The sequence below is a fragment of the Erwinia persicina genome (genome assembly GCF_019844095.1).
Taxonomy (GTDB): Bacteria; Pseudomonadota; Gammaproteobacteria; order Enterobacterales; family Enterobacteriaceae; genus Erwinia; species Erwinia persicina.
This window is the reverse complement of the sequence record NZ_CP082141.1, coordinates 2,899,638-2,922,916: the sequence shown is the minus strand read 5'-3', so window position 1 is coordinate 2,922,916 and position 23,279 is coordinate 2,899,638. Positions and strand designations below refer to the sequence as shown.

The following is a 23,279-nucleotide window of genomic DNA, read 5'->3' as shown; positions in this document are numbered from 1 at the left end:
GGTAATCTGGGCAGAGGATGATAACGGAGACTGATCATGGTTTGGGTCAATGGTGTGCCGGGAGACAGTATTGACGCCCGCGACCGCGCAGTGCAGTTCGGAGATGGCTGTTTTACGACGGCTCGCATCCACCAGGGGAAAATAGTACAGACTGAGGCACATCTGACGCGTTTGCAGCAGGCCTGTGAACGTCTGAAGATCGGCGGCGTTGACTGGCAGCGACTGGAAAGCGAAATGATCGGCGCGGCGGCCACCCGGGATGATGGTGTGCTGAAAGTGATCCTGACGCGCGGCAGCGGGGGACGCGGCTACAGTGCGGCGGGGTGCAGTCAGCCCGCCCGCATTATTTCATTATCAGACTACCCGTCCCGCTATCATTCGCTACGGGAAACCGGTGCGCGACTTGCCCTGAGTAGCATCCGGTTGGGCAAAAATCCGCAGCTTGCCGGCATCAAACATCTTAATCGGCTTGAACAGGTGTTGATCCGTACAGAGCTTGACCAGACTGCTGCCGATGAGGCGCTGGTGCTTGACAGTGACGCTATGCTGGTGGAATGCTGTGCGGCTAATTTATTCTGGCGTACGGGAAATCAGGTGTTTACGCCCGATCTCAGTACCTCCGGGGTGAACGGCATACAGCGCCAGCGTGTCATGCGGCAGGTTGTTCAGCTGGGCTTCAGGTTGAAAGAAGTGCGTGCCGAAATGGATGTACTGGCTACCGCAGAAGAAGTGCTGATCACCAATGCCCTGATGCCAGTGTTGCCGGTTTATCAGGCAGAACAATGGCGTTACGCCTCCCGGCAGCTGTTTAATCTGCTCAACCCCCCTTTTTTGAATGACGCGGGACCGTTATGACTAAAATCCGAAAGAGTATTGTGGTGCTACTGGCAGTTGTCCTGCTGGTGGCGGCATATGGCTACTGGCAGACGCGGCAGTTTGCTGATTCCCGGTTAACGGTGGACAGGGAAACGATATTTACTCTGCCTGCGGGTTCAGGACGCGTAGTGCTGGAGGCACAGCTTGAGTCAAAGCATATTGTACAGCGTGGCCCGTGGTTTGGCATACTGCTGAAACTGGAGCCCGAACTGGCAAAATTTAAAGCCGGAACCTACCGCTTCACCCCCGAGATGACTGTCCGCGAGATGCTGGCCCTGCTGGCGAGTGGAAAGGAGGCGCAGTTCCCACTGCGCTTTGTGGAGGGGACGCGGATGCAGGAGTGGCTGAGCCAACTGCGGCATGCGCCTTATATCAAACATACGTTGCCAGATGATGAACTGAGCAGCGTGGCGTCAGCGCTGAAGCTGGAAGGTGAAGAGGCGGGAGTTGAGGGCTGGTTCTACCCTGATACCTATCTCTACACGGCGAACACCACTGACGTCGCGTTGTTGAAACGTGCCCACGACCGCATGGTCAGTCTGGTGGACAGCGAGTGGCAGGGAAAAATGGATAACCTGCCGTATAAAAGTAAAAATGATATGCTGACCATGGCCTCAATCATTGAAAAAGAGACGGCTGTCAGCGCCGAACGTACCCGGGTCGCCTCGGTATTTATTAACCGGCTGCGCCTCGGAATGCGTCTGCAAACCGATCCGACCGTGATCTATGGCATGGGTGACAGTTACAAGGGCACTTTGACGCGTAAAGATCTGGAAACACCCACGCCGTATAATACCTACACCATTAACGGGCTACCGCCGGGGCCAATCGCCATGCCGGGTAAAGCCTCGCTGGCCGCCGCCGCGCATCCCGATAAGACCAACTTCCTCTATTTTGTGGCCGATGGAAAAGGGGGACATACCTTTACCACTAACCTGGCCAGCCATAATAAAGCCGTGCAGGTCTATCGCCTGGCGATGAAGGAAAAAAATGAACAGTAAATTTATCGTTATTGAAGGCCTGGAAGGCGCAGGGAAAACCACCGCCCGTGATGCAGTGGTCAGCGAACTTCAGCGCCATGGCATTAACGACATTGTTTTCACCCGCGAACCCGGCGGTACACCGCTGGCGGAAAAGCTGCGCGAGCTGATTAAGCAGGGTATCAGTGATGAACCGGTAACCGATCGCGCCGAACTGCTGATGCTGTACGCCGCACGCGTCCAGCTGGTGGAGAACGTCATCAAACCTGCTCTGGCACGGGGTGCCTGGGTGGTGGGCGACCGCCACGATCTCTCCTCGCAGGCCTATCAGGGCGGCGGTCGGCAAATGGATACCGGCCTGATGAACAGCCTGAAGCAGGCGGTGTTGGGCGACTTTTCCCCGGACCTGACGCTGTATCTGGATGTGACGCCAGAAATTGGCCTGCAGCGCGCGCGGGCGCGCGGAGCACTCGATCGTATTGAGCAGGAGTCCCTGAATTTCTTCACCCGCACCCGCGATCGCTATCTGGAACTCGCTGCGGCCGACGCCCGCATCAAAACGGTGGATGCCACACAGCCGCTTGAGCAGGTGACTGCCTCACTGCGGCAGGTGCTTGGCCAGTGGTTACAGGAACAGCAATGAACTGGTATCCGTGGCTGAATCACAGCTATCGTCAAATCCTCAGCCAGCATCAACAGCAGCGGGGTCACCATGCACTGCTGATCCAGGCGCTTGCGGGGATGGGCGATGATGCGTTGGTCTGGGGAATCAGTCGCTGGCTGATGTGCAGGCATCCGCAGGTGCTGAAAAGCTGCGGAGAATGTCACGCCTGTCAGCTGATGCTGGCCGGAACGCACCCTGACTGGTATCGCCTGGAGGCGGAAAAGGGCAAGAGTTCTCTCGGGGTAGATGCTATCCGTGGCGTGACCGAGAAGCTGTATCATCATGCCCAGCAGGGGGGGGCGAAGGTGGTCTGGTTGCCGGATGCCGGGCAACTGACCGAGGCCGCAGCCAACGCCCTTCTGAAAACCCTGGAGGAGCCGCCGAAGAATACCTGGTTTTTACTGAGCAGTCGTGAGCCCTCCCGGCTGTTACCGACGCTGCGCAGCCGCTGTCTGCTGTGGCACCTGGCACCTCCTGACGAAGCCCAGAGTCTGCAATGGTTACAAAAACAGTGCCCTGCCGGGCTGAACGAACGCGCTGCCGCGCTGAGGCTGTCGGGGGGAGCGCCTGCGGCTGCGCTGACGCTGCTGGAAGAAAAAATCTGGCATCAGCGCGATCTGCTTTGTCAGGCGCTGCCTGTGGCCCTGCAGGGGGATATGCTGAGCCTGCTCCCGGTGCTGCACCATGATAATGTTGCGCAGCGTATCGGCTGGCTCTGTTCCTTGCTGGTGGATGCGGTGAAATGGCAGCAGGGCGGCGCCTCTTTTATCACCAACGTCGATCGCCAGAGCGAAGTGATGCATATCGCCGGGATGCTTCCGGCCAGCGCCATAGATGCCAGCCTGCGTCAGTGGATGATTTGCCGTGAACGTTTGTTGACGGTAGTCGCCGTCAATCGCGAACTGCTGCTGACAGAGCAGCTGTTGAGCTGGGAAATGATGATTAAGCCGGCTTCTGCCGCTTTACCGCTTTAGAGAGTACATTATGTTTTTAGTTGATTCCCACTGCCATCTTGATGGCCTGAATTATGAAACCCTGCATCAGGACGTGTCCGATGTGCTGGCAAAAGCCGCCGCACGTGATGTGAAGTTTATGCTGGCGGTCGCCACAACCCTGCCGGGCTACAAGGCGATGGTTGAGCTGATCGGTGAGCGTGAGCGTGTGGCTTATTCCTGCGGCGTGCATCCTCTGAATCAGGAAGAGGAGTATGACTTTGCGGAGCTGCGCGAGCTGGCCGCTCATCCGCGTGTTGTCGCGATGGGGGAAACCGGGCTGGATTATTTCTATCAGAAGGAGACGATGGTTCGCCAGCAGGCATCATTCCGTGAACATATCCGCGTCGGCCGCGATCTGAATAAACCGGTGATTGTTCATACCCGTGATGCGCGTGAGGATACGCTGGCCATCCTGCAGGAGGAGAAGGCGGAAGAGTGCGGCGGTGTATTGCACTGTTTCACGGAGGATCGCCAGACAGCAGAAACGTTGCTGGATATGGGCTTCTATATTTCATTCTCCGGGATTGCCACTTTCCGTAATGCGGAGCAGATCCGTGAAGCGGCACGCTATGTTCCGCTGGATCGTATGCTGGTGGAAACCGACTCACCGTATCTGGCCCCGGTACCGCATCGGGGTAAAGAAAATCAGCCTGCTTATACGCGCGATGTGGCGGAATATATGGCGGTGGTCAAAGGGGTGAGCATTGAGCAGATGGCGCAGGCGACGACGGAAAACTTTTCCCGTCTGTTCCATGTCCCGATGTCACGTTTGTCGGACTGACTCTCCACAGAAGATTTCTTTTAGAGCTCGTAATTAATAACTAAAAGTCGTAAAGTGCAGCGCCATGAAATTGGGCTCTGCATTTTTTTTGAGCTAAAAATGGGCCTTTTTGATCGGCTTATTCTAAAGAAATGACGCGCGTTCAACGAAACGTGATAGCCATCAAACAAATTTGAACGGATTTATTTTACTCTTCGTAATAAATACCGAGGGCATATAAATTGCCCCACCCGTAAGCGGAACCTCCCCCGCTTACAACGCGCTCAGCGCGAAGAAAAGCACTCATACTCAGGAGCTTTACACTATGTTCAAAAATGCATTTGCGAACCTGCAAAAGGTCGGTAAATCGCTGATGTTGCCCGTATCGGTCCTGCCGATCGCGGGGATCCTGCTGGGCGTTGGTTCTGCCAACTTTGACTGGCTGCCAGCGGTCGTTTCACATGTGATGGCGGAAGCCGGTGGGTCGGTCTTTGCTAATATGCCGCTGATTTTCGCGATCGGCGTGGCACTGGGCTTTACCAATAATGACGGTGTATCGGCGCTGGCCGCCGTGGTGGCCTACGGTATCATGGTAAAAACCATGGCCGTCGTGGCACCGCTGGTATTGCATCTGCCGGCCGAAGAAATTGCGGCTAAACACCTGGCAGACACCGGTGTTCTGGGCGGCATTATTGCCGGTTCCATTGCAGCCTATATGTTTAACCGTTTCTACCGTATCAAGCTGCCTGAGTATCTGGGCTTCTTTGCCGGTAAACGCTTCGTCCCTATCATCTCGGGTTTCACGGCCATTTTCCTCGGTGTGGCGCTTTCCTTTGTCTGGCCGCCAATTGGGACCGCGATTCAGGAGTTCTCACAGTGGGCTGCCTATCAGAACCCGGTGGTCGCATTTGGTATCTACGGCGTCGTTGAGCGTTCACTGGTGCCATTTGGTCTGCACCACATCTGGAACGTTCCTTTCCAGATGCAGATTGGTGAGTTCACCAACGCAGCGGGCCAGGTGTTCCATGGTGATATCCCACGTTATATGGCGGGTGACCCGACCGCAGGTAAACTGTCGGGCGGCTTCCTGTTCAAAATGTACGGTCTGCCAGCCGCAGCCATTGCTATCTGGCATTCAGCTAAACCTGAGAACCGTGCCAAAGTTGGCGGCATCATGATCTCCGCTGCCCTGACTTCATTCCTGACCGGTATCACCGAACCCATCGAATTCTCGTTTATGTTCGTGGCACCGATCCTGTATGCGATTCACGCGATTCTGGCAGGCCTGGCTTTCCCTATCTGTATCCTGTTGGGGATGCGCGACGGTACCAGCTTCTCGCATGGTCTGATCGACTTTATCGTACTGAGCGGTAACAGCAGCAAAATCTGGCTGTTCCCGATTGTAGGGATCATCTACGGTCTGGTTTACTACACCATCTTCCGCGTGCTGATTGCCAAACTGGATCTGAAAACCCCGGGCCGTGAAGACGCGACCAGCGAGCAGACGACCGGTAATGCCAGTGAAATGGCGGCTAATCTGGTGACCGCGTTCGGTGGTAAAGAAAATATCACTAACCTGGATGCCTGTATCACTCGTCTGCGCGTCAGCGTGGCGGATGTAAGCAAAGTGGATCAGGCGGGACTGAAGAAACTGGGTGCGGCAGGCGTTGTCGTGGCGGGTTCCGGTGTTCAGGCTATTTTCGGTACCAAGTCCGATAACCTGAAAACCGATATGGATGACTACATGCGTAATGCGTAATGCATAACGAATGAGCATCACGAAGAAGGGGCGCCCAGGCGCCCCTTTTTTTATGCCTCAGAGATAGACCCGCAGATACTCTGTCAGGCACAGCAGCGCCATTGCCTGGCCATAAGGCATGGAAGTCAGCGGTATCTGGCGGTAGTATTCCAGGTCGCTGCCCATGGCGGTGCCGAAAGAAACCTGGGTCAATTCCCCGTCCTCATTGATATGTGCCATCACGCCCTTCAGCGCGTTTTCTGCGACCGGATAATAGTCCCGGGACAGGTAACGCTTACGAACGGCTTTCAGGATGCCATAAGCGAAGCCCGCGGTGGCCGAGGCCTCAAGGTAGGCGTCGCGGTCATCCAGCAGCGTGTGCCATAGCCCGCTCTCGTGCTGGCACCCGGCCAGCGCTTTCACCTGGCTTTCCAGTACCTGCAACAGATAACGACGGGTGGCATGCTGCTCCGGCCAGTTCATCAGTTCAATAAAATCGGGAATGGCAATGGTCAGCCAGCTGTTACCCCGTGCCCAGCGTGCATTAGCGAAGTTATGATGGCCATCAAACGTCCAGCCGTGGAACCACAGCCCGGTCTGACGATCCATCAGATACTGGGTATGCAGCAGGAACTGGTAAGTGGCTTCTTCGACAAATTCCGGCCGGTTAAGCAACTGACCGATTTTTGCCAGCGGCATCACGCTCATCATCAGCGTGTCGTCCCACATCTGCTGATGATTTTCATTGTTATAAACCAGATGCTGAATACCGTTATGCTCGGTGCGCGGCATCTCATACATCACCCACTCCGCCCATCGCTCCAGCACCGGACGCAGAGATGCGTCGCCGGTTTCCTCATAGCGATATGCCAGCGTCAGAAACGGGCAGACCGTATTCACATTTTTGGTCGGCGTTCCCTCCTGCAGTCGCGTGCTGAACCAGTCATCAATACGCTGTAGCGTCAGTCTGTCACCGGTCTGCTGATAATAATGGTACATGCCGTACAGCCCGATACCGTGCGTCCACTCCCATCCCGCCCAGCCTTTGGTATCGATCACCCGGCCATCATCCAGGCGCAGCAGAAACTCACCGCTTTCATCGGTAATACCGACCAGGTTGTCACTGAGGCGGGTAATCAGCTGCTGAAGCGCGGCGCGTGGCAGCAAAAATTCGGGCTGGCGTAGCAGTGCACTGTGCTTAACCGGATAAACTGTCATCTTGGTGCTCCTGAGGTCGGATAACGGGGAAAACGGCGCGAGTCTCGGTGAGTGCAGCCGCCTGAGGTTTGTGACGATTGAGGTAGCCAATATTGTTGTTACCCCAGAGGTTTTCATAAGGCATTCCCGTCAGTGTTTCGACGACGGCACGCGCCTGCGGTGTCAGCTGCTGAGGAACCGTGCCATCGGCCTCGCGCATTCTGATGGTTTCTTCCCGCAGGATTTGGTGAGTATTGAGATTGAGCTTAAAGCGCAGCGAGATGATAAAGCCGAACGTCAGCATTGCCAGGGTGCCGAGGCTGAGGATCCACACAATGGTGTGTCCCACCTGGGGTAGTTGCTCGGCGCGGCCAGAAACAAAACCCGACAGTTGCAGCACAATCCCTACCACCATGACCGCACCGGCCTGAGAGGCTTTCCGCGTCAGCGTCATGATCCCGGCAAAGATCCCTTCGCGGCGCTGGCCGGTGATCGCTTCATCGACATCCGCAATGTAGGTATAAATATTCCACGGAACGTAGTTGATGCCGCCCCGTCCCAGGCCCGCGACCGCTGAGATCAGCACCAGCAGCGTCAGATTATTGCTCATTCCCGCATACCACAGGAGGCAGTAGGAGAGGGCGCTGGCGGCAAACAGCACAACAACCAGACGATAGGCAGGAGCCGGCCCGATGCGGATACACAGCGGGATCATGCCTATCACCGCAATGAACTGCAGCACGGCCATGGTGCCCATCAGATTCGAAGCCAGCTGGGCGCTCTGCATCAGCACAAACACCACATACCACGTGAAGACGGCGTTAAACACGTCCTGAGCAATATACCCACCAAGGTACATGCCGAGATGTTGACGAAAAATACGAATGCGCAGGGTTGAGGCCAGCTCGACATACAGGCGTTTCAGACTCTGGCCTAACGTCAGTTGTTTTCGCTCAGCCTCGGCACGCTTTGACTCTTCTGACAGCGCGTCGGCCGGACGTTCCCAGGTAAAGAACCATACCAGGGTCAGGACAATGGCGCACAGGGTGGAAAACACCAGGCTGGAATAGAAGAACGACACCGCATTATCTTTGCCAAAAATACCCAGCAGGATACCCGGCAGAAAGGCGGCGAGGATGGCTGAAAGCTGGGCAAGGGCAATACGCGCGCCGGAGAAGCGGGTCTTCTGTTTAAAATCGTCGGTCATTTCCGGCACCAGTGTTTCGTATGGCACCAGAACCATGGTGTAGACGATGTCGAACGCCAGATAGGTGAGCAAGTACCACAGGTAGCTCATCTCCCCGACCCACATCAGGCTGTAACTGAACACTGCGGGAATACCCAGTAGAATAAAGAATTTACGGCGGCCGAAGCGCTTACCCAGCCGGGTGCTGCCGAAGTTGTCAGTCAGAAACCCCATTAAGGGGCTGATCACGGCATCCAGCACGCGGGCAAGCGCGAAGATAAAGGTTGCTTCAATCGGTGTCAGACCGCAGAAGGTGGTATAAAAATAGAGCAGCCAGGCGGCAGTCAGCGCGGTGGTGCCGGCGCCGAGGAAATCACCGGAACCATAAGCGAGATAGTTTGCCAGTCCGATCTTACGGGTGCGCATCAGGAAACTCCTTGTGCTGTGGGGTGGGATTAACCACATGTTCCGGACAACTCAGGCGGATGCTGAAAAAATAGAGCGTTCGTCGTGGCTGAACCTTGTTATTTTTGCCGCGGCAGCACATCCGGTGGCAAAATCCCCGCTATCAGGATGCCCGACATCTAAATTTATAAAACAGCGTTTTGTTTTTATAGGTTTCATGGTTCATTTTATGGCGTGGCGCACATAAATGCGCCGTTGGGGAGCAGACAGGCAGGAAAAATGCCGCAAACGCGCGCGATCGGAGAAAGAAAAGTCAGTTGCAGGTTGAAAGAAAACGATTTTCTCGCTCATACTGCGTTAACTTGAATAGCAAGATCATAAGGACAGATAGCATGGCTGAAGAAACGATTTTCAGTAAAATCATCCGCCGTGAAATCCCGGCCAATATCGTCTATCAGGATGAGCTGGTCACTGCATTTCGCGATATCTCCCCTCAGGCACCGACGCATATTCTGATTGTGCCCAACCTGCTGATTGCCACGGCTAACGACGCCGTCGCCGCACATGAAGCCGCGCTGGGACGTTTAATTACCGTCGCTGCGAAAATTGCCAAAGAGGAAGGGATCGCCGAAGACGGCTACCGCCTGATCATGAACTGCAATAAACACGGCGGTCAGGAGGTTTATCATATCCACCTGCATCTCGTCGGTGGCCGACCGTTGGGCCCTATGCTGGCATCGTGATGCCAATGACAGAGAAATGACGCAATGCGGGCAAGCTTAACGACTTTACTGGTACTGGCAGCTTTAACAGGTTGCAGCAGCGATCGGACGACGATCAATACATCGCAGACGCTGATTATGGAATCCTCGGTACTGTCAGCCGGGATCACCACCGATGAACCGACCATTCGTGAAACAGAAGGGCAGCAGCGCGCAGCAACGGTGTTATTCAACCAGCAGGAAAAGCCGGTCCAGGTCTCGTACCGTTTCTACTGGTATGATGAAAAGGGTCTGGAGCTTTTACCGTTTGAACGGCCGCGAACCCTGATGGTCCCTGCCCACGGTAAAGCCGAAATTTCATCTCAAACCGGTAATCTGACGGCAAGCAAAGTTCGTCTCTATCTGTATCTGTAAGGAGTTATCGCGTGAACAGCAATATCATTAAACTCTCAGGCGTGCTGATGCTGGCGTTGTTGCTGACCGGCTGTCTGAACCGACAGCAGGAGCCTCAACAGCCAGCGCCGGTTGAACCCGTTCAGCCGCCGGTGACTGTGCCGGAGCAGCCGCAGCCTGAACCCGGTCAGACAGTGCCGGTGCCGCCAAAAATGCAGACGCTGAACTGGCCTGCCAGCGTGTCACCGCTGGTCGCGCAGATGCTGAAAGCCGAGGGTGTTAATCCGGGCAGTGTGCTGCTGGTGGATAACGTAAAAAACAGCACTAACGGCAGTTTGCAGAGCGCAAAAGCGACGGCCGCCCTGCAGGGCGCGCTCCAGGGAAACAGCCAGTTTACGCTGGTGACCCCCCAGCAGCTGGCGGTCGCCAGGCAGACTCTGGGCCTGTCGGCAGAAGACAGCCTGGTCTCGCGCAGTAAAGCCATCGGTCTGGCCCGCTACGTCGGCGCTCAGTATGTGCTCTACAGCAATGCGAAAGGGGATGTGAAATCACCGACGCTGCAGATGCAGCTGATGCTGGTGCAGACCGGTGAAATTATCTGGTCAGGCAGCGGTGCAGTCCTGCACTGATTCAGCCCTTGAGCGGCTGATCATGCAATATTTTCCGGCGGCGCAAGCCGCCGCTTCTTTTTCTCCTCTGGCCGGCTTGAGCGGCTACAGCGTCCTGGTCTCACTGGGAGAGGCACAGCTGCTGGCGCGACAGGGGGCAGGGGCGCTCACTATGCCAGGCGTTGACCGGCAGCGCGAGTATCGTCTGCTGCGTAAGCTTGGGGCCAGTGGGCTGGTCCCGCAGGTTTACGGACGTAACCGGCACTGGCTGCTGCTGGCCTGGCAGCCTGGAAAGGTATTGTCGGCCGGCGACTGGGACCGCTGGCAGGATCGCGTGGTTGATGAAGTGGCCCGACTTCATCGTCAGCCGCTGACGGGCTACCCGCTACGGCTGCTGCCGCTGCTTGAGGGCTACTGGCAGCGCAGCCTCCCCGCCCGGCGGCAGATCCACTGGCTGCGCGCGCTGAAACGCTGTCAGCGTGAGGGTGAACCGAAGGCGCTGCGCACGGGCGTTCTGCATATGGATATCCACAGCGGTAACCTGATCGCCGAAGGCGATCGGCTGCGGCTGATTGACTGGGAGTATGCCGGAGACGGCGATACCGCACTGGAGCTGGCGGCGATCGTGTCTGGCAACGGATTGACTGCGCTACAACAGCAGCGCCTGATCGCCCGTTATGCCAGCCACCAGCACTGGGATGAGGATACGCTGTGGCGCCAGGTTAACCGCTGGCAGCCGTGGCTGGCACTGCTGGCGACCAGCTGGTACGAACTGCGCTGGCAGCAGAGTGGTGAACAACATTTTCAGACGCTGGCAGCCGCAGGCTGGCAGCGCATATCATCAGGTAAGAGGTGAAGTGTGGGACCGGTAATGTTAGATGTGCAGGGGTGTGAACTGGATGCGGAAGAGCGGGAAATTTTACAACACCCGCTGGTGGGGGGGCTGATCCTGTTCAGCCGTAACTACCACGATCCGGCGCAGCTGCGGGAGCTGGTCAGACAGATCCGGGCAGCGTCACGTCATCGTCTGGTGGTGGCTGTAGACCAGGAAGGCGGCCGCGTACAGCGCTTCCGCGACGGTTTTACCCGCCTGCCCGCCATGCAGGCGTTTGCGGCGCTGCACCGGGGCGCAGAGGCTGAATCGCTGGCGCAGCAGGCAGGCTGGCTGATGGCATCTGAAATGATTGCGATGGATATCGACATCAGTTTTGCCCCGGTGCTGGATATAGGGCATGGCAGTGCGGCCATTGGTGAGCGTTCTTTCCATGAAGACCCGGCCATTGCGCTGCAAATGGCGCGCAGCTTTATTCGCGGTATGCACGAGGCGGGGATGAAAACCACCGGCAAGCACTTCCCCGGGCATGGTGCAGTCAGTGCCGATTCTCATAAGGAAACGCCCCGCGATACGCGCAGCGAAGCGGAAATTCGCCGGCACGATATGCCGATTTTCCAGCAGCTGATTGCTGAACAGGCCCTGGATGCCATTATGCCTGCCCATGTTATCTATACTGAGGTGGATCCACGTCCGGCCAGCGGATCATCACACTGGCTGAAGACGGTGCTGCGTCAGGAGTTGGGGTTTGATGGCGTCATCTTTTCTGACGATCTGTCGATGGAAGGGGCGGCGATCATGGGTAGCTACGCTGAACGCGGTCAGGCAGCGCTGGATGCCGGCTGTGACATGATCCTGGTGTGTAATAATCGTCAGGGGGCAGTGAGCGTGCTGGATAACCTGTCGCCGATCAATGCTGAAAGAGTGACGCAGCTTTACCATCAGGGTTCGTTTACCCGTCAGCAACTGCGGGACTCGTCGCGCTGGAAAGAGACCAGTGCCACACTGAGTCAGCTGCAGGAACGCTGGCTGGACCACAAAGCGGCGTCGGGCCTCTGATCGAAGGCGGCCTGCGGTGCAACAACGGTGAGGATGAGCATGATTATTTATCTGCACGGTTTTGATTCAAACAGCCCGGGCAACCATCAGAAAGTCCTGCAGCTGCAGTTTATCGATCCGGATGTCCGGTTGCTCAGTTACAGCACCCGGCATCCGAAGCACGATATGCAGCATCTGCTAAAAGAAGCGTACAAGATGCTGCAGCAGAGCGATGATGAGCGGCCGCTGATTTGTGGCGTCGGCCTCGGAGGATACTGGGCTGAACGGATCGGCTTTCTCTGTGATGTCCGGCAGGTGATGTTCAATCCCAACCTGTGGCCACAGGAAGTGATGCAGGGCAAGATCGACCGCCCGGAAGAGTATGTGGATATCGCGACCAAATGCGTGGGGAATTTTCGCGAGAAAAATCGTGACCGCTGCCTGACCATTCTCTCCCGTCATGATGATGTCCTGGACAGTCAGCGCAGTGCCACCGGGTTACAGCCTTTTTATGAACTGGTGTGGGATGAAGTAGAAGGACACAAGTTCAGCAATATTTCACACCATCTTCCGCGTATCAAAGCCTTCAAATCGCTGGGTTAATCATTGCCTTGCCCTCTTAATGAGCTGCACCACGCCCGCTAAAAGGCGGGCGGGTGGCAGGGTCTTTATTCGTAATATTCTTAGTTTTGCCAATAAAATTGACCAGGATCAATTTTCTTATAACAGATGAATTCCCTCGTGCTATTCTGACCCCAGCTTGCGAATTAATATCGCCAACCCTATGTTAATTAAGGTTATTTATTTAACTTTTAATTAACGATTGGTTCACTTTTAGAGAGGGTCGTTTGACAACACCTATGAAAAAAATTGTTATCATTGGCGGGGGCGCCGGGGGACTTGAACTGGCCACCCAACTGGGACATAAACTGGGCCGTAAGAAGAAAGCGCAGATTACCCTGGTGGATCGCAATCACAGTCACTTGTGGAAACCGTTATTACATGAGGTGGCCACCGGTTCGCTTGATGAAGGGATTGACGGTCTGAGTTATCTGGCTCATGCGCACAAGCATGGCTTCAGCTTCCAACTGGGCACGCTGACCGATCTTGACCGCGAGAATAATCGTTTGCAGCTGGCGGAAATTCGCGATGCCCAGGGTGAATTACTGGTGCCACAGCGTGAGCTGGCCTATGACACGCTGGTGATGGCGCTGGGGAGCACCTCTAACGACTTTGGCACGCCCGGGGTGAAAGAGAACTGTATTTTCCTCGATAACCCGCACCAGGCGCGTCGTTTCCACAACGAGATGCTGAACCTGTTCCTGAAATTCTCTGCCAGCGAGGAGCCGCAGGATAAGGTCAATATTGCCATCGTCGGCGGCGGCGCGACCGGGGTGGAACTGTCTGCCGAGCTGCATAACGCGGTGAAGCAGCTGCACAGCTATGGCTATAAAGGGCTGGACAGTCAGGCGCTGAACGTCACGCTGGTAGAAGCAGGAGAGCGCATTCTCCCGGTACTGCCGCCGCGCATCTCCAGTGCGGCGCACAGCGAACTGACCAAGCTTGGCGTTCGCGTTCTGACCCAGACCATGGTGACCAGCGCGGATAAAAATGGCCTGAACACCAAATCGGGAGAGTTTATTGATGCTGATCTGATGGTCTGGGCGGCCGGGATTAAAGCCCCTGACTTTATGAAAGATCTGGGCGGTCTGGAAACCAACCGTATTAACCAGCTGGTGGTAGAGCCGACGCTGCAAACCACCCGCGACCCGAATATCTATGCCATTGGTGACTGCGCCTCCTGTGCGCTGCCGTCGGGCGGTTTTGTGCCACCCCGTGCCCAGTCGGCACACCAGATGGCCTCCCGCGTGCTGGCCAATATTCTGGCTGAGATGAAAGGACAGCCGCAAAAGCCTTATATCTACAAAGATCATGGATCTCTGGTGTCGCTGTCTCGTTTCAGTACCGTTGGTAGCCTGATGGGTAACCTGATGCGGGGCTCAATGATGGTGGAAGGACGCATTGCGCGCTTCGTCTATATTTCACTGTATCGCATGCATCAGGTGGCGCTGCACGGCTACTTCAAGACCGGGCTGATGATGCTGGTAGGCAGTATCAACCGCGTCATCCGACCTCGTCTGAAACTGCACTGACAGGGGGCTGACCCCGGTTCAGTGAGTTTAAACGCGGCTTATCCTTCCTGCTCTTTGTCGGGTCTGTGATAAGCTGCGCTTCTGACCCGACAGTGAAACCGCCCCGTTAAGAAGACTCTTAAAAGCATTCTCTTATCATGCTGGATCTAATTTTCGTCCAGTATTCTTATTGTCACAATCTCCGGCTCACCGCAGAATTACGTTTAATTACCACGGTGCGTCGCGCACGCCGGGAATGCCGTACCTGCGACAGGATGTCGCAACAGGCAAGAATGCGCGGTAACAATGTCAGGAGGTTTTCCTGTGAATAAATCAATGTTAGCGGGTATTGGAATTGGTGTTGCTGCGGCATTAGGCGTGGCAACGGTCGCCAGTATGAATGTGTTCGATCGTAGCCCGCAGTATGCGCAGGTGCTTTCAGCCACTCCGATTAAAGAAACCCTGAAGAATCCGCGTCAGGAGTGCCGTAACGTGACGCTGACTCATCGTCGTGCCGTACAGGACGAAAACCGCATTGCGGGTTCCGTACTGGGAGCGGTGGCCGGTGGGGTACTGGGCCACCAGTTTGGCGGCGGTCGCGGTCGCGACGTGGCAACGGTAGCGGGTGCGCTGGCCGGTGGCTACGGCGGTAATCAGGTGCAGGGTGCCATGCAGGATCGTGACACCTACACCACGACCGAGCAGCGCTGTAAAACCGTCTATGACAAGCAGGAAAAAATGCTGGGTTATGATGTGACCTACAAAATTGGTGACCAGCAGGGCAAAATCCGGATGGAGAATGACCCGGGCACACGTATTCCGCTGGATAATAACGGCCAGCTGGTGCTGAATGATAAAGCGTAATAACGCGACCTGATGGATGAGAAAAAGGGACCGATTGGTCCCTTTTTTTATGGCTCACAGGCAAGTGTTATCCTGATCAGGTCGGCCTTATGCGGCGGCCGACCCGGCCTTAACCACGCGGCTATCCCGTGGTATGTTCTGTCATCTGGCCAAGGAATGTCTGTACCCAGCTCATGCGGGCCTTACGCTCACCCAGGTCACGCATAAACTTCAACCGGGTAGGGCCATCCAGACGCCAGTGCTGCGGCTCCTTCTGTAACAGCCCAATCAGCCACACCGGGTCGACTTTATTCTTCTCGGCAAACTCGATAAAGCCCCCTTTCTCACTGGCTTCGACCTTGCGGATCCCCAGGGCTTTCGCCACCAGGCGAAGGGAGGCAATATCCAGCAGATTACGGGCTGCATCCGGTAGCAGGCCAAAGCGATCGATCAGCTCGACTTTAAGATCGTCCAGTTCACCGGCCTGGGCCGCGCTGGCAATGCGTTTATAGAATGACAGGCGGGTATTGACGTCCGGGATGAAATCCTCCGGCAGTAGCGCGGGCATTCTCAGTTCAATTTCAGTCTGGCTGTTGGTCAGATCCTCCAGCGACGGCTCACGTCCCTCTTTCAGGGCATCCACTGCATTTTCCAGCAGCTCCATATAAAGCGAGAAACCGATGGTTTCCATCTGACCGCTCTGGCCTTCACCCAGCAGCTCCCCGGCACCGCGGATCTCCAGGTCGTGAGTGGCAAGGGCAAACCCGGCACCCAGATCCTCCAGTGATGCCAGGGCTTCCAGACGCTTATGGGCATCAGTGGTCATGGCTTTAGGGTGCGGTGTCAGAAGCCAGGCATAGGCCTGATGGTGCGAACGACCGACGCGACCACGCAACTGGTGTAACTGTGCGAGGCCAAAGTGATCGGCGCGTTCAATCACAATGGTGTTTGCGGTGGGAATATCGATGCCGGTTTCAATAATGGTGGTACAGACCAGCACGTTGAAACGCTGGTGATGGAAGTCATTCATCACCCGCTCCAGCTCGCGCTCGCGCATCTGACCGTGACCGATGGCGACACGCGCCTCGGGTACCAGGTCTGACAGGCGTTTGGCGGCTTTTGCAATATTCTCCACGTCGTTATACAGGTAGTACACCTGGCCTCCGCGCAGTACTTCGCGCAGGATGGCCTCACGCACCACCATATCGTCATATTCACGCACGAAGGTTTTAACCGCCAGGCGGCGGGCGGGTGGGGTGGCAATAATCGACAGATCGCGCATGCCGCTCATTGCCATATTCAGGGTGCGCGGGATTGGGGTCGCCGTCAGGGTCAGGATATCGACATCGGCGCGCATGGCTTTGATGCGCTCTTTGTGACGCACGCCGAAACGGTGCTCTTCATCGACAATCAGCAGTCCCAGATCGCGCCATTTGATCTCGTTTTGCAGCAGCTTGTGGGTGCCGATAAGAATATCAACTTTACCTTCCTGCGCTTCTGCCATCACCTGCGCCTGCTCTTTGGCGGTACGGAAGCGTGACAGCATCTCAATACGTACCGGCCAGTTGGCGAAGCGATCACGGAAGTTATCGTAATGCTGCTGAGCGAGCAGGGTGGTCGGTACCAGCACGGCCACCTGCTTGTGGTTTTCCACCGCCAGGAAGGCGGCGCGCATCGCCACTTCGGTTTTACCGAATCCGACATCACCACAGACAAGGCGATCCATGGCCAGCGGCTGACACATATCACTGAGGACGGCATTGATCGCCTGTGCCTGGTCGGGCGTGGTTTCAAACGGAAAGCTTTCACAGAACAACTGGTATTGCTGCTTGTCATGCTTAAATGCGAAGCCGGTCTTGGCAGCACGCTGGGCGTAGATATCCAGCAGTTCAGCGGCGACATCACGTACTTTTTCAGCGGCCTTTTGTCGGGCACGTGACCAGGCATCGCTGCCCAGTTTATGTTGCGGGGCATTTTCTTCTGCGCCACCGGCATAGCGACTGATCAGATGCAGAGACGAAACCGGCACGTAGAGTTTGGCATCACCGGCATAGGCCAGCATCAGGTATTCAGCCTGGATGCCGCCGGTTTCCAGCGTGCTCAGGCCAATATAGCGGCCCACGCCGTGCTCGAGATGGACGACGGGCTGGCCGGGACGCAGCTCCGCGAGGTTACGGATCAGAACGTCAGGGTTAATGGTGCGGCGACTGTCCTGGCGGCGGCGGCTGACGCGTTCACCCAACAAATCGCTTTCGCAGATCAGGGCACGATGGCGCAGGCCGTCGATAAAACCGTGTTCGCTGGCACCGATCAGCAGATAGTGGCCCGGGCGGTCGGCCTGTGGCAGCGAGTCAATGGCGGCTGGCTTGACTTTAATCCTCGCCAGCAGTTCCTGCAGGGTTTCGCGGCGACCTTCACTTTCCACCGAGAAGACGACCGGGCCGTCAAAAGATTCCAGGAAACGACGTAGCGCATCCAGCGGCGCTTTGGCCTGCGCCTGTACCGCCAGATCCGGCAGAGTCTCATAGCGCAGATTGGTATTGGCAGCCTTTTCAGGCAGCAGATCGGTGCGCAGCTGAATACGCGGCAACTGCTTCAGCTCGCTAAATAACTCCTCTTTGCGCAGCCACAGGGTGGGCGGCGGCAGTAGCGGACGCATCGGGTCAACACGGCGGTTTTCATAGCGTGCATTGACGTCCTGCCAGAAACGTTCGGCGCTGCTTTCCAGATCGCCAGAAATGACCATCAATGTCCTGGCGGGCAGGTAGCTGAACAGGGCGGGAAGAGGTTGTTCAAAAAACAGAGGCTGCCAGTATTCTATCCCGGCGGGGAGCGTGCCTTTGCTCACCTGCTGATAGATATGTTCGGGTTCACGTCGCACGTCGAAGTGTTCACGCCACTGAGTGCGAAACAGCTCAATGGCGTTTTTATCCGTCGGGAATTCATGGGCAGGCAGCAGATTGATGGCGGCCACTTCTTCCTGAGTGCGCTGGCTGTCCACGTCAAAAAGACGAAGACTGTCGATCTCATCATCAAAAAAGTCGATACGATAGGGGCGCTCACTGCCCATCGGATAGAGGTCCAGCAGCGCCCCGCGGGTGGCAAATTCTCCGTGAGCCATTACCTGATCGACACTGCGGTATCCCGCCTGTTCAAGCTGTGACCGCAGTTTATCCCGGGAGAGTTTCTGTCCTTTTTTCATCACCAGCGCGTGGCCGTTGAGGAAGTTATGCGGGCAGACACGCTGCATCAGAGTATTCACCGGCATAATCAGCAGCCCGCGTTCCAGCGTCGGCAGTTGATAGAGCGTGGAAAGGCGGGAGGAGATAATTTCCTGATGCGGCGAGAAACTGTCAAAAGGCAGCGTTTCCCAGTCGGCGAGTGCCATCACGGGATGGGTGGTGAACTGTTTGATTTCATCCTGCAGGCGCAGTGCATTCTGCATATCCTGCGCAATCAGTATCACCAGACCAGGATGGCGTTCAACTATTTCAGCGCATTCAACGGCGCAGGCCGCGCCGGTAAGCTGTCCCAGCAGGCGCTGGTCACCGGCTCTGGTTGGCAGATCATAACGGTAGAGTTCAGGCATATAGGTTAAACGGTCTCTTCACAAAAGGGAGAACGGGAGCCCTGGCGCGCCGGGTGGTCCCGATTCAGCTGAAGAGAGTATACCTTGAATTTATCGCTTGTTGGGGGCAACGCGTTATTTTGCTGATCGCGGGGTGTCATTCAGACGCGGTCGGTCAGTATTTGCCCGGATCAGTTCGTTTTCAGTGTGATAGCTGTGGTTGCCATCATCCCACTGAATGTAATAGCCCCCGCACCGGCTACCTTGCACGAATACATTCAGAACAACACCTTCAATCTGTCCTGTTTTATGGCGCACAATACTGCCTTTAGACAATCCGGGCATCACAACCTCCTGCATAATCAGTACTCCAGGTAAACACACTTCACGGTGATGGCGCTATTTAATCCCTATAGATCGCGGCTGTGCTAAATAAGATCAATAACATTATCAACATAATATATATAATATGACAAATGACAGGGCGCTGGCTGTGCAGCTGGCTGCGGTCTAAACTAAGAATAACTGAAATAAACGCAGCAGCGGAGAATGCTTTAGTGATATCAGACAAAGACTCGCGTTATTTTCGCCCCAAAAACCTCGTGCATCTCTGTTTTGCGGTGGTCTTTGTCTTTTCAAGTATTTTAACCGTACGTGAAGCGATGATCCTCAAGTCTGCCTACGAAACAAGGCAGCGAGCCTGGCTGGTACAGGCCGCGGGCAGCCTGGAGCGCCAGTGGCAGCAAAGTATTGATCAAATGTTTTTCTTCCAGAAAATGCTGCAACACGCGCTGATTTATCCGCTTGAAACGGATAAGGCACGTGAGGCGTTGAATATGTTTAACGATCAGCGTCACGACCCTCTGTGGAAAATATCGGTCAACACAGAGTGGAGTATTCCCCTGTACGGTATTTCAGATGAGGCTGTCCGTCGCGTGCCGTTATTAAACCGCGGTGATTCACAGCGTCTTGATGATGAACTGAAAGCTGCGCTGGAAATGAGCTATATTCTCCAGTTTGCTAATCCCCATCAGGATTTTCATTCTCGTCTCTGGTATATCTCCCGGGCTGGTTTTTACCTGAGTTCAGTGCCGGATGATAATGAAGAGACCGTGACCAGTTATAATACCGTTATTGATCGCCCTTATTTCACCCGTGCCCGCCCGGAGCTCAATCCTGAACGCATACTCCGCTGGTCCGAAACTTACCTTTCCGTTGATAATGAAGGGGACATGGTCACGGTAACACTTCCTGTTGATGCAAAAAATTACTGGTTTGGTGTGCTGGCGATGGACTTTTCCACGAGAGCCATTCATCAGTACCTGCAACACGCGCTACCTAAATGGCAGGATGTCAGCGTCATGCTTTTTGATAACCAGCAGCATCCGGTGGCGATATCGGAAGCGAATCATCTTAGTGAGCATCATCTCGATAAAGCTCAGATAGCGGAGATTTTCAGGCAGGTGACGCCTGCACAGAGCGGGCAGCTGAAATCCGGCCTTAATTTTATTACCTGGGTACGGCTGCAAAATTTCGATGGGTTGCTGATCAGCGTACAACCTCTGAGAGAAGGGATGTCCAGCGAGACAGGCCGGGTAACGCTGGTGCTGATACTGATGTGGGGGGTGTTCAGTGTGGTGCTGATCGCGTCTCATCAGGCGATCATTCGCATGACAGGCCGGTTGCTTACCCTGCAGGAAACACTGAGCTGGCGTGCTAACTATGACGGTCTGACGCGTCTGCTTAATCGCAGTGCCTTTTTTGAACATGCGGAAAAGCTCTCGGTCTTCAGCGAGCGTCAGCAGCAGCCTGTTTCCCTGATCCAGCTCGACCTGGACCATTTTAAATCGGTTAATGATTCGCTCGGGCACCATGCCGGCGATATCGTGCTCACGCACTCCGCAGCCGTTATTGCAAAGGCGATGAGAAAAAGGGATATCCTGGGTCGCGTGGGGGGAGAAGAGTTTTGCATCGTGTTGCCCGATACCGGGCTGGCAGAAGCCGTCGAAATTGCTGAAAGAATTCGCTGCAAGCTGGCATCGAAAGAGGTACTGATTGATGCCATGCATACGATAAAAGTGACGGCTTCAATGGGGGTCAGCAGCAGCGAAGAGCAGGGGGATTACCAGATTGAAAGCCTGCAGTCCGTTGCAGACGGCCGGCTCTATCTGGCCAAAGCCGCCGGCCGTAACTGCGTCAGCAGCGGGACTTAAACATCCCCGCTGTTGTCATCTTCCACCGCCTGATAAATGCGCTGCATGATATCCGGGAACGCCGACTGTACCCGGCTCCAGCTGGGGATAAACGGTTTCTCATTGGGGCGCTCAATAAAGGCCTGTCCGGCATCAAGGATCGCCTGGGTAAACATCTCCACGGCGGCTTCCTCCGCATGCTGGTCGAACTTCAGCCCGTTCATCGTCGCTTCATGGTTGTAAATTTCCATCATATCCAGCGCATTACGGTAGTAAGTGGCTTTCAATACGCGGAACGAGTCGCTGGTGATGTTCACGCCCATCGTGGCCATCTTGCGCAATAACGACTGGACGATATCGTTGCTCATGCGTTTCAGCCCACCGGTTCCGTCCTCTTCTGCCAGCGGCTGGTGCTTATGGTCGTAGTTATCGGCAATTTCCACCTGACAGCTCTGACGGGTGGTGTAGTTGCGATAAATCTCCGACAGCACGCCAATTTCCAGTCCCCAGTCTCCCGGCAGCTTTATGCCGTTCAGCACGTGGGTTCGCATGGCAAACTCTCCGGAAAGGGGGTAGCGGAAACTGGTTAAGTAATCCAGGTACTCTGAGTGGCCGTAGACTTTTTGCAGCGAACGCAGCAGGGGACCGACCAGCAGCCGGCCGACCCGGCCGTTGAGCTTGTTGTCGGCTACGCGGGCATAGAAGCCCTTACAGAACTCGTACTGAAAACCGGGGTTGGCCAGCGGGTAGAGCAGGCGGGCCAGCATGCCCCGTTCATAAGTGACAATATCGCAGTCGTGCAGCGCAACGCAGCTCGACTTATCGGAAGCCAGGGTATAACCGGTACAGAACCAGACGTTACGACCTTTGCCTGGCTGAGAAGGGGAAAGTCCCTCTTTATCCAGTTCGGCATCCAGCGCTTTCAGGCGCGGACCATCATTCCATAAAATTCGATGCCGCTGTGGCAGCCGTGAAAAGAACTCGCGGGCATGAAGAAACTGATCCCGGTCGGCCCGGTCAAGGCCAATGACAATTTCCGCCAGGTAGGGCACTTTTGCCAGTTCATCGACGATGTGGCTGAGGGCGGGTCCCTCCAGCTCTGAATAAAGTGAAGGCAGGATCAGGCCCATTTTGCGCTTGCGTGAAAATCGCACCAGATCTTTTTCCAGATCGGCCACGGAGCGTCCGGTCAGATTATGAAAATTGGTTATGACGCCATTCTGGTAAAAATCGCTCATCGTCTACCCCTTAAAAGATCATCCCAGTTCACTGAGTGATAAAATGCGCAAGCCCTTCGCTCCAGCCCACCGGGCCAAAGTTCGCGGTATGATAAATATGATGTTTATCCTGACGCTGTAAAAGCACCGGATTCTTGCTGTAGCCTTTGATCACCACGGCATAGTCAACACTGTCGAGCATTGGAGCATCATTAGGGCCATCTCCCAGCCCAAGGGTGATGCGTTCTGTGCCAGTCCGGCGGCTGTGCTCCAGCAGCCAGCCCAGGGCTGCTCCCTTGCTGCTTCCCGCAGGCATAACGTGCCAGAAGCGCCCCCCCTGCACGACGGTCAGACCCCGCTCTTCCAGCTGCCCGCAGAACCGTGCAAACTGCACTTCGCTGTCGCGCCAGATAAGGCTTTCAGATGCCTGGCGCTGGCGGGCAAGCGTGGCCTGCTGCGGCGTCAGACCCGTCCAGTCAGCGACCTCTTTCTCCGTGACCTCACCAAAGCCGGTAAATTTGAATCCGAATTGCTGCTTCAGCTGCTGTAACAGCCCACACAGGGCGGGATAGTCATAGCGCACATTACCCGGATAGGGGGGCAACGGATCGGTGCTGTTCAGTACGACCTGTGCCCCGTTCTCGGCAATAAACGGCGCGTCCTTCAATCCCAGCGACTGCTGGATAGGAATAATTTCTGCCGCCGTTTTACTGGAGCAGATCACCAGCGGGATCTGATGTGCGTGCAATCGTGTCAGCCAGGGTTCAGCGGCCTCCCACTGATAAGTGTGATGATCCAGCAGCGAACCGTCGAGATCGGTAACAATCATCAGTGGATCCTGCAATGTGAGCATAAGCAATACCTCAAAGTGATGTCACTGCGCCGAAGGCGTGGAACCTGATCCTGTGATGACAGAGTATAGTTCAGGGATGT

22 protein-coding genes are annotated in these 23,279 nt (G+C 55.6%); 16 read left to right on the top strand and 6 right to left on the bottom strand.

The annotated features are described in order from the left end of the window. The first annotated feature begins 36 nt into the window (after positions 1–36). The 6 genes from pabC (at position 37) to ptsG (ending at position 6,034) form a co-directional block, all read left to right on the top strand. On the top strand, positions 37–855 hold the full coding sequence (gene pabC / locus K6L24_RS13345) for an aminodeoxychorismate lyase (RefSeq protein WP_062743727.1): 819 nt from the start codon (positions 37–39) through the stop codon (positions 853–855). Beyond that, complete coding sequence (gene yceG, locus K6L24_RS13340; protein WP_062743726.1) at positions 852–1,877, top strand: cell division protein YceG; 1,026 nt, start codon at positions 852–854, stop codon at positions 1,875–1,877. The genes pabC and yceG overlap by 4 nt, the downstream gene beginning before the upstream one ends. Then, the gene (gene tmk, locus K6L24_RS13335; protein WP_062743725.1) at positions 1,867–2,499 is read left to right on the top strand and encodes a dTMP kinase; all 633 of its coding nucleotides are present in this window, start codon (positions 1,867–1,869) and stop codon (positions 2,497–2,499) included. The genes yceG and tmk overlap by 11 nt, the downstream gene beginning before the upstream one ends. Further along, entirely contained in the window at positions 2,496–3,494 is a 999-nt protein-coding gene (holB, locus tag K6L24_RS13330) for a DNA polymerase III subunit delta' (protein WP_222681557.1), read from the top strand. Before tmk ends, holB begins: the two co-directional genes overlap by 4 nt. A 10-nt stretch (positions 3,495–3,504) precedes the next feature. Then, positions 3,505–4,296 (top strand): metal-dependent hydrolase, encoded by a 792-nt coding sequence (locus K6L24_RS13325; RefSeq protein WP_062743723.1) that lies wholly within the window; start codon positions 3,505–3,507, stop codon positions 4,294–4,296. Between the two features lie 304 nt (positions 4,297–4,600). Next, complete coding sequence (gene ptsG / locus K6L24_RS13320) at positions 4,601–6,034, top strand: PTS glucose transporter subunit IIBC (protein ID WP_062743722.1); 1,434 nt, start codon at positions 4,601–4,603, stop codon at positions 6,032–6,034. 57 nt (positions 6,035–6,091) lie between these two features. Here the strand turns inward: ptsG and bglB are convergent, their stop codons facing one another. Further along, positions 6,092–7,231: a beta-galactosidase BglB gene (gene bglB / locus K6L24_RS13315; RefSeq protein ID WP_062743721.1), complete on the bottom strand. Its 1,140-nt coding sequence runs from the start codon at positions 7,229–7,231 to the stop codon at positions 6,092–6,094. Further along, entirely contained in the window at positions 7,212–8,822 is a 1,611-nt protein-coding gene (locus K6L24_RS13310; protein WP_062743720.1) for an MFS transporter, read from the bottom strand. Before K6L24_RS13310 ends, bglB begins: the two co-directional genes overlap by 20 nt. A gap of 37 nt (positions 8,823–8,859) precedes the next feature. Here K6L24_RS13310 and K6L24_RS13305 point away from each other — a divergent pair, with 37 nt between their 5' ends. The 9 genes from K6L24_RS13305 (at position 8,860) to K6L24_RS13265 (ending at position 15,390) form a co-directional block, all read left to right on the top strand. After that, positions 8,860–9,048: a hypothetical protein gene (locus K6L24_RS13305; protein ID WP_222681556.1), complete on the top strand. Its 189-nt coding sequence runs from the start codon at positions 8,860–8,862 to the stop codon at positions 9,046–9,048. 145 nt (positions 9,049–9,193) lie between these two features. Next, positions 9,194–9,544, top strand: coding sequence for a purine nucleoside phosphoramidase (gene hinT / locus K6L24_RS13300; RefSeq protein WP_062743718.1), 351 nt, complete (start codon positions 9,194–9,196; stop codon positions 9,542–9,544). Between the two features lie 24 nt (positions 9,545–9,568). Further along, positions 9,569–9,937, top strand: a complete 369-nt coding sequence (locus tag K6L24_RS13295; RefSeq protein WP_062743717.1) for a YcfL family putative periplasmic lipoprotein — start codon at positions 9,569–9,571, stop codon at positions 9,935–9,937. 47 nt (positions 9,938–9,984) lie between these two features. Then, positions 9,985–10,545, top strand: coding sequence for a penicillin-binding protein activator LpoB (lpoB, locus tag K6L24_RS13290; protein WP_062743891.1), 561 nt, complete (start codon positions 9,985–9,987; stop codon positions 10,543–10,545). Further along, positions 10,529–11,380: a thiamine kinase gene (gene thiK, locus K6L24_RS13285; RefSeq protein WP_222682330.1), complete on the top strand. Its 852-nt coding sequence runs from the start codon at positions 10,529–10,531 to the stop codon at positions 11,378–11,380. The genes lpoB and thiK overlap by 17 nt, the downstream gene beginning before the upstream one ends. 15 nt (positions 11,381–11,395) lie before the next feature. Beyond that, entirely contained in the window at positions 11,396–12,415 is a 1,020-nt protein-coding gene (nagZ, locus tag K6L24_RS13280; protein ID WP_222681555.1) for a beta-N-acetylhexosaminidase, read from the top strand. 39 nt (positions 12,416–12,454) lie between these two features. After that, complete coding sequence (ycfP, locus tag K6L24_RS13275; protein WP_062743714.1) at positions 12,455–12,997, top strand: alpha/beta hydrolase YcfP; 543 nt, start codon at positions 12,455–12,457, stop codon at positions 12,995–12,997. Positions 12,998–13,242: 245 nt separating this feature from the next. Next, a complete protein-coding gene (locus K6L24_RS13270) occupies positions 13,243–14,547 on the top strand; it encodes an NAD(P)/FAD-dependent oxidoreductase (RefSeq protein WP_118664304.1) in 1,305 nt (434 codons plus the stop codon). A 303-nt stretch (positions 14,548–14,850) separates the two neighbouring features. Next, on the top strand, positions 14,851–15,390 hold the full coding sequence (locus K6L24_RS13265; protein ID WP_062743712.1) for a glycine zipper 2TM domain-containing protein: 540 nt from the start codon (positions 14,851–14,853) through the stop codon (positions 15,388–15,390). A 121-nt stretch (positions 15,391–15,511) separates the two neighbouring features. Here K6L24_RS13265 and mfd read toward each other — a convergent pair whose 3' ends face one another. Then, a complete protein-coding gene (gene mfd / locus K6L24_RS13260) occupies positions 15,512–18,958 on the bottom strand; it encodes a transcription-repair coupling factor (protein ID WP_062743711.1) in 3,447 nt (1,148 codons plus the stop codon). A gap of 114 nt (positions 18,959–19,072) precedes the next feature. Further along, a complete protein-coding gene (locus K6L24_RS13255) occupies positions 19,073–19,297 on the bottom strand; it encodes a hypothetical protein (protein ID WP_240043768.1) in 225 nt (74 codons plus the stop codon). A gap of 197 nt (positions 19,298–19,494) precedes the next feature. On the opposite strand from K6L24_RS13255, the gene dgcQ reads away from it, so the two are divergent. Then, on the top strand, positions 19,495–21,150 hold the full coding sequence (gene dgcQ, locus K6L24_RS13250; RefSeq protein ID WP_191931203.1) for a cellulose biosynthesis regulator diguanylate cyclase DgcQ: 1,656 nt from the start codon (positions 19,495–19,497) through the stop codon (positions 21,148–21,150). On the opposite strand, the gene K6L24_RS13245 is transcribed toward dgcQ, so the two are convergent. Beyond that, a complete protein-coding gene (locus K6L24_RS13245; protein ID WP_137268857.1) occupies positions 21,147–22,367 on the bottom strand; it encodes a glycosyltransferase family protein in 1,221 nt (406 codons plus the stop codon). The genes dgcQ and K6L24_RS13245 overlap by 4 nt on opposite strands. A gap of 28 nt (positions 22,368–22,395) precedes the next feature. Beyond that, complete coding sequence (locus K6L24_RS13240) at positions 22,396–23,199, bottom strand: mannosyl-3-phosphoglycerate phosphatase-related protein (protein ID WP_222681554.1); 804 nt, start codon at positions 23,197–23,199, stop codon at positions 22,396–22,398. Positions 23,200–23,279 lie beyond the last annotated feature (80 nt).

Coding starts and splice junctions, on each gene's coding strand:
- pabC (WP_062743727.1), top strand. CDS start 37: ATGGTTTGGGTCAATGGTGTGCCGGGAGACAGTATTGACGCCCGCGAC.
- yceG (WP_062743726.1), top strand. CDS start 852: ATGACTAAAATCCGAAAGAGTATTGTGGTGCTACTGGCAGTTGTCCTG.
- tmk (WP_062743725.1), top strand. CDS start 1,867: ATGAACAGTAAATTTATCGTTATTGAAGGCCTGGAAGGCGCAGGGAAA.
- holB (WP_222681557.1), top strand. CDS start 2,496: ATGAACTGGTATCCGTGGCTGAATCACAGCTATCGTCAAATCCTCAGC.
- K6L24_RS13325 (WP_062743723.1), top strand. CDS start 3,505: ATGTTTTTAGTTGATTCCCACTGCCATCTTGATGGCCTGAATTATGAA.
- ptsG (WP_062743722.1), top strand. CDS start 4,601: ATGTTCAAAAATGCATTTGCGAACCTGCAAAAGGTCGGTAAATCGCTG.
- bglB (WP_062743721.1), bottom strand. CDS start 7,231: ATGACAGTTTATCCGGTTAAGCACAGTGCACTGCTACGCCAGCCCGAA.
- K6L24_RS13310 (WP_062743720.1), bottom strand. CDS start 8,822: ATGCGCACCCGTAAGATCGGACTGGCAAACTATCTCGCTTATGGTTCC.
- K6L24_RS13305 (WP_222681556.1), top strand. CDS start 8,860: ATGTTCCGGACAACTCAGGCGGATGCTGAAAAAATAGAGCGTTCGTCG.
- hinT (WP_062743718.1), top strand. CDS start 9,194: ATGGCTGAAGAAACGATTTTCAGTAAAATCATCCGCCGTGAAATCCCG.
- K6L24_RS13295 (WP_062743717.1), top strand. CDS start 9,569: ATGCGGGCAAGCTTAACGACTTTACTGGTACTGGCAGCTTTAACAGGT.
- lpoB (WP_062743891.1), top strand. CDS start 9,985: ATGCTGGCGTTGTTGCTGACCGGCTGTCTGAACCGACAGCAGGAGCCT.
- nagZ (WP_222681555.1), top strand. CDS start 11,396: ATGTTAGATGTGCAGGGGTGTGAACTGGATGCGGAAGAGCGGGAAATT.
- ycfP (WP_062743714.1), top strand. CDS start 12,455: ATGATTATTTATCTGCACGGTTTTGATTCAAACAGCCCGGGCAACCAT.
- mfd (WP_062743711.1), bottom strand. CDS start 18,958: ATGCCTGAACTCTACCGTTATGATCTGCCAACCAGAGCCGGTGACCAG.
- K6L24_RS13255 (WP_240043768.1), bottom strand. CDS start 19,297: ATGCAGGAGGTTGTGATGCCCGGATTGTCTAAAGGCAGTATTGTGCGC.
- K6L24_RS13245 (WP_137268857.1), bottom strand. CDS start 22,367: ATGAGCGATTTTTACCAGAATGGCGTCATAACCAATTTTCATAATCTG.
- K6L24_RS13240 (WP_222681554.1), bottom strand. CDS start 23,199: ATGCTCACATTGCAGGATCCACTGATGATTGTTACCGATCTCGACGGT.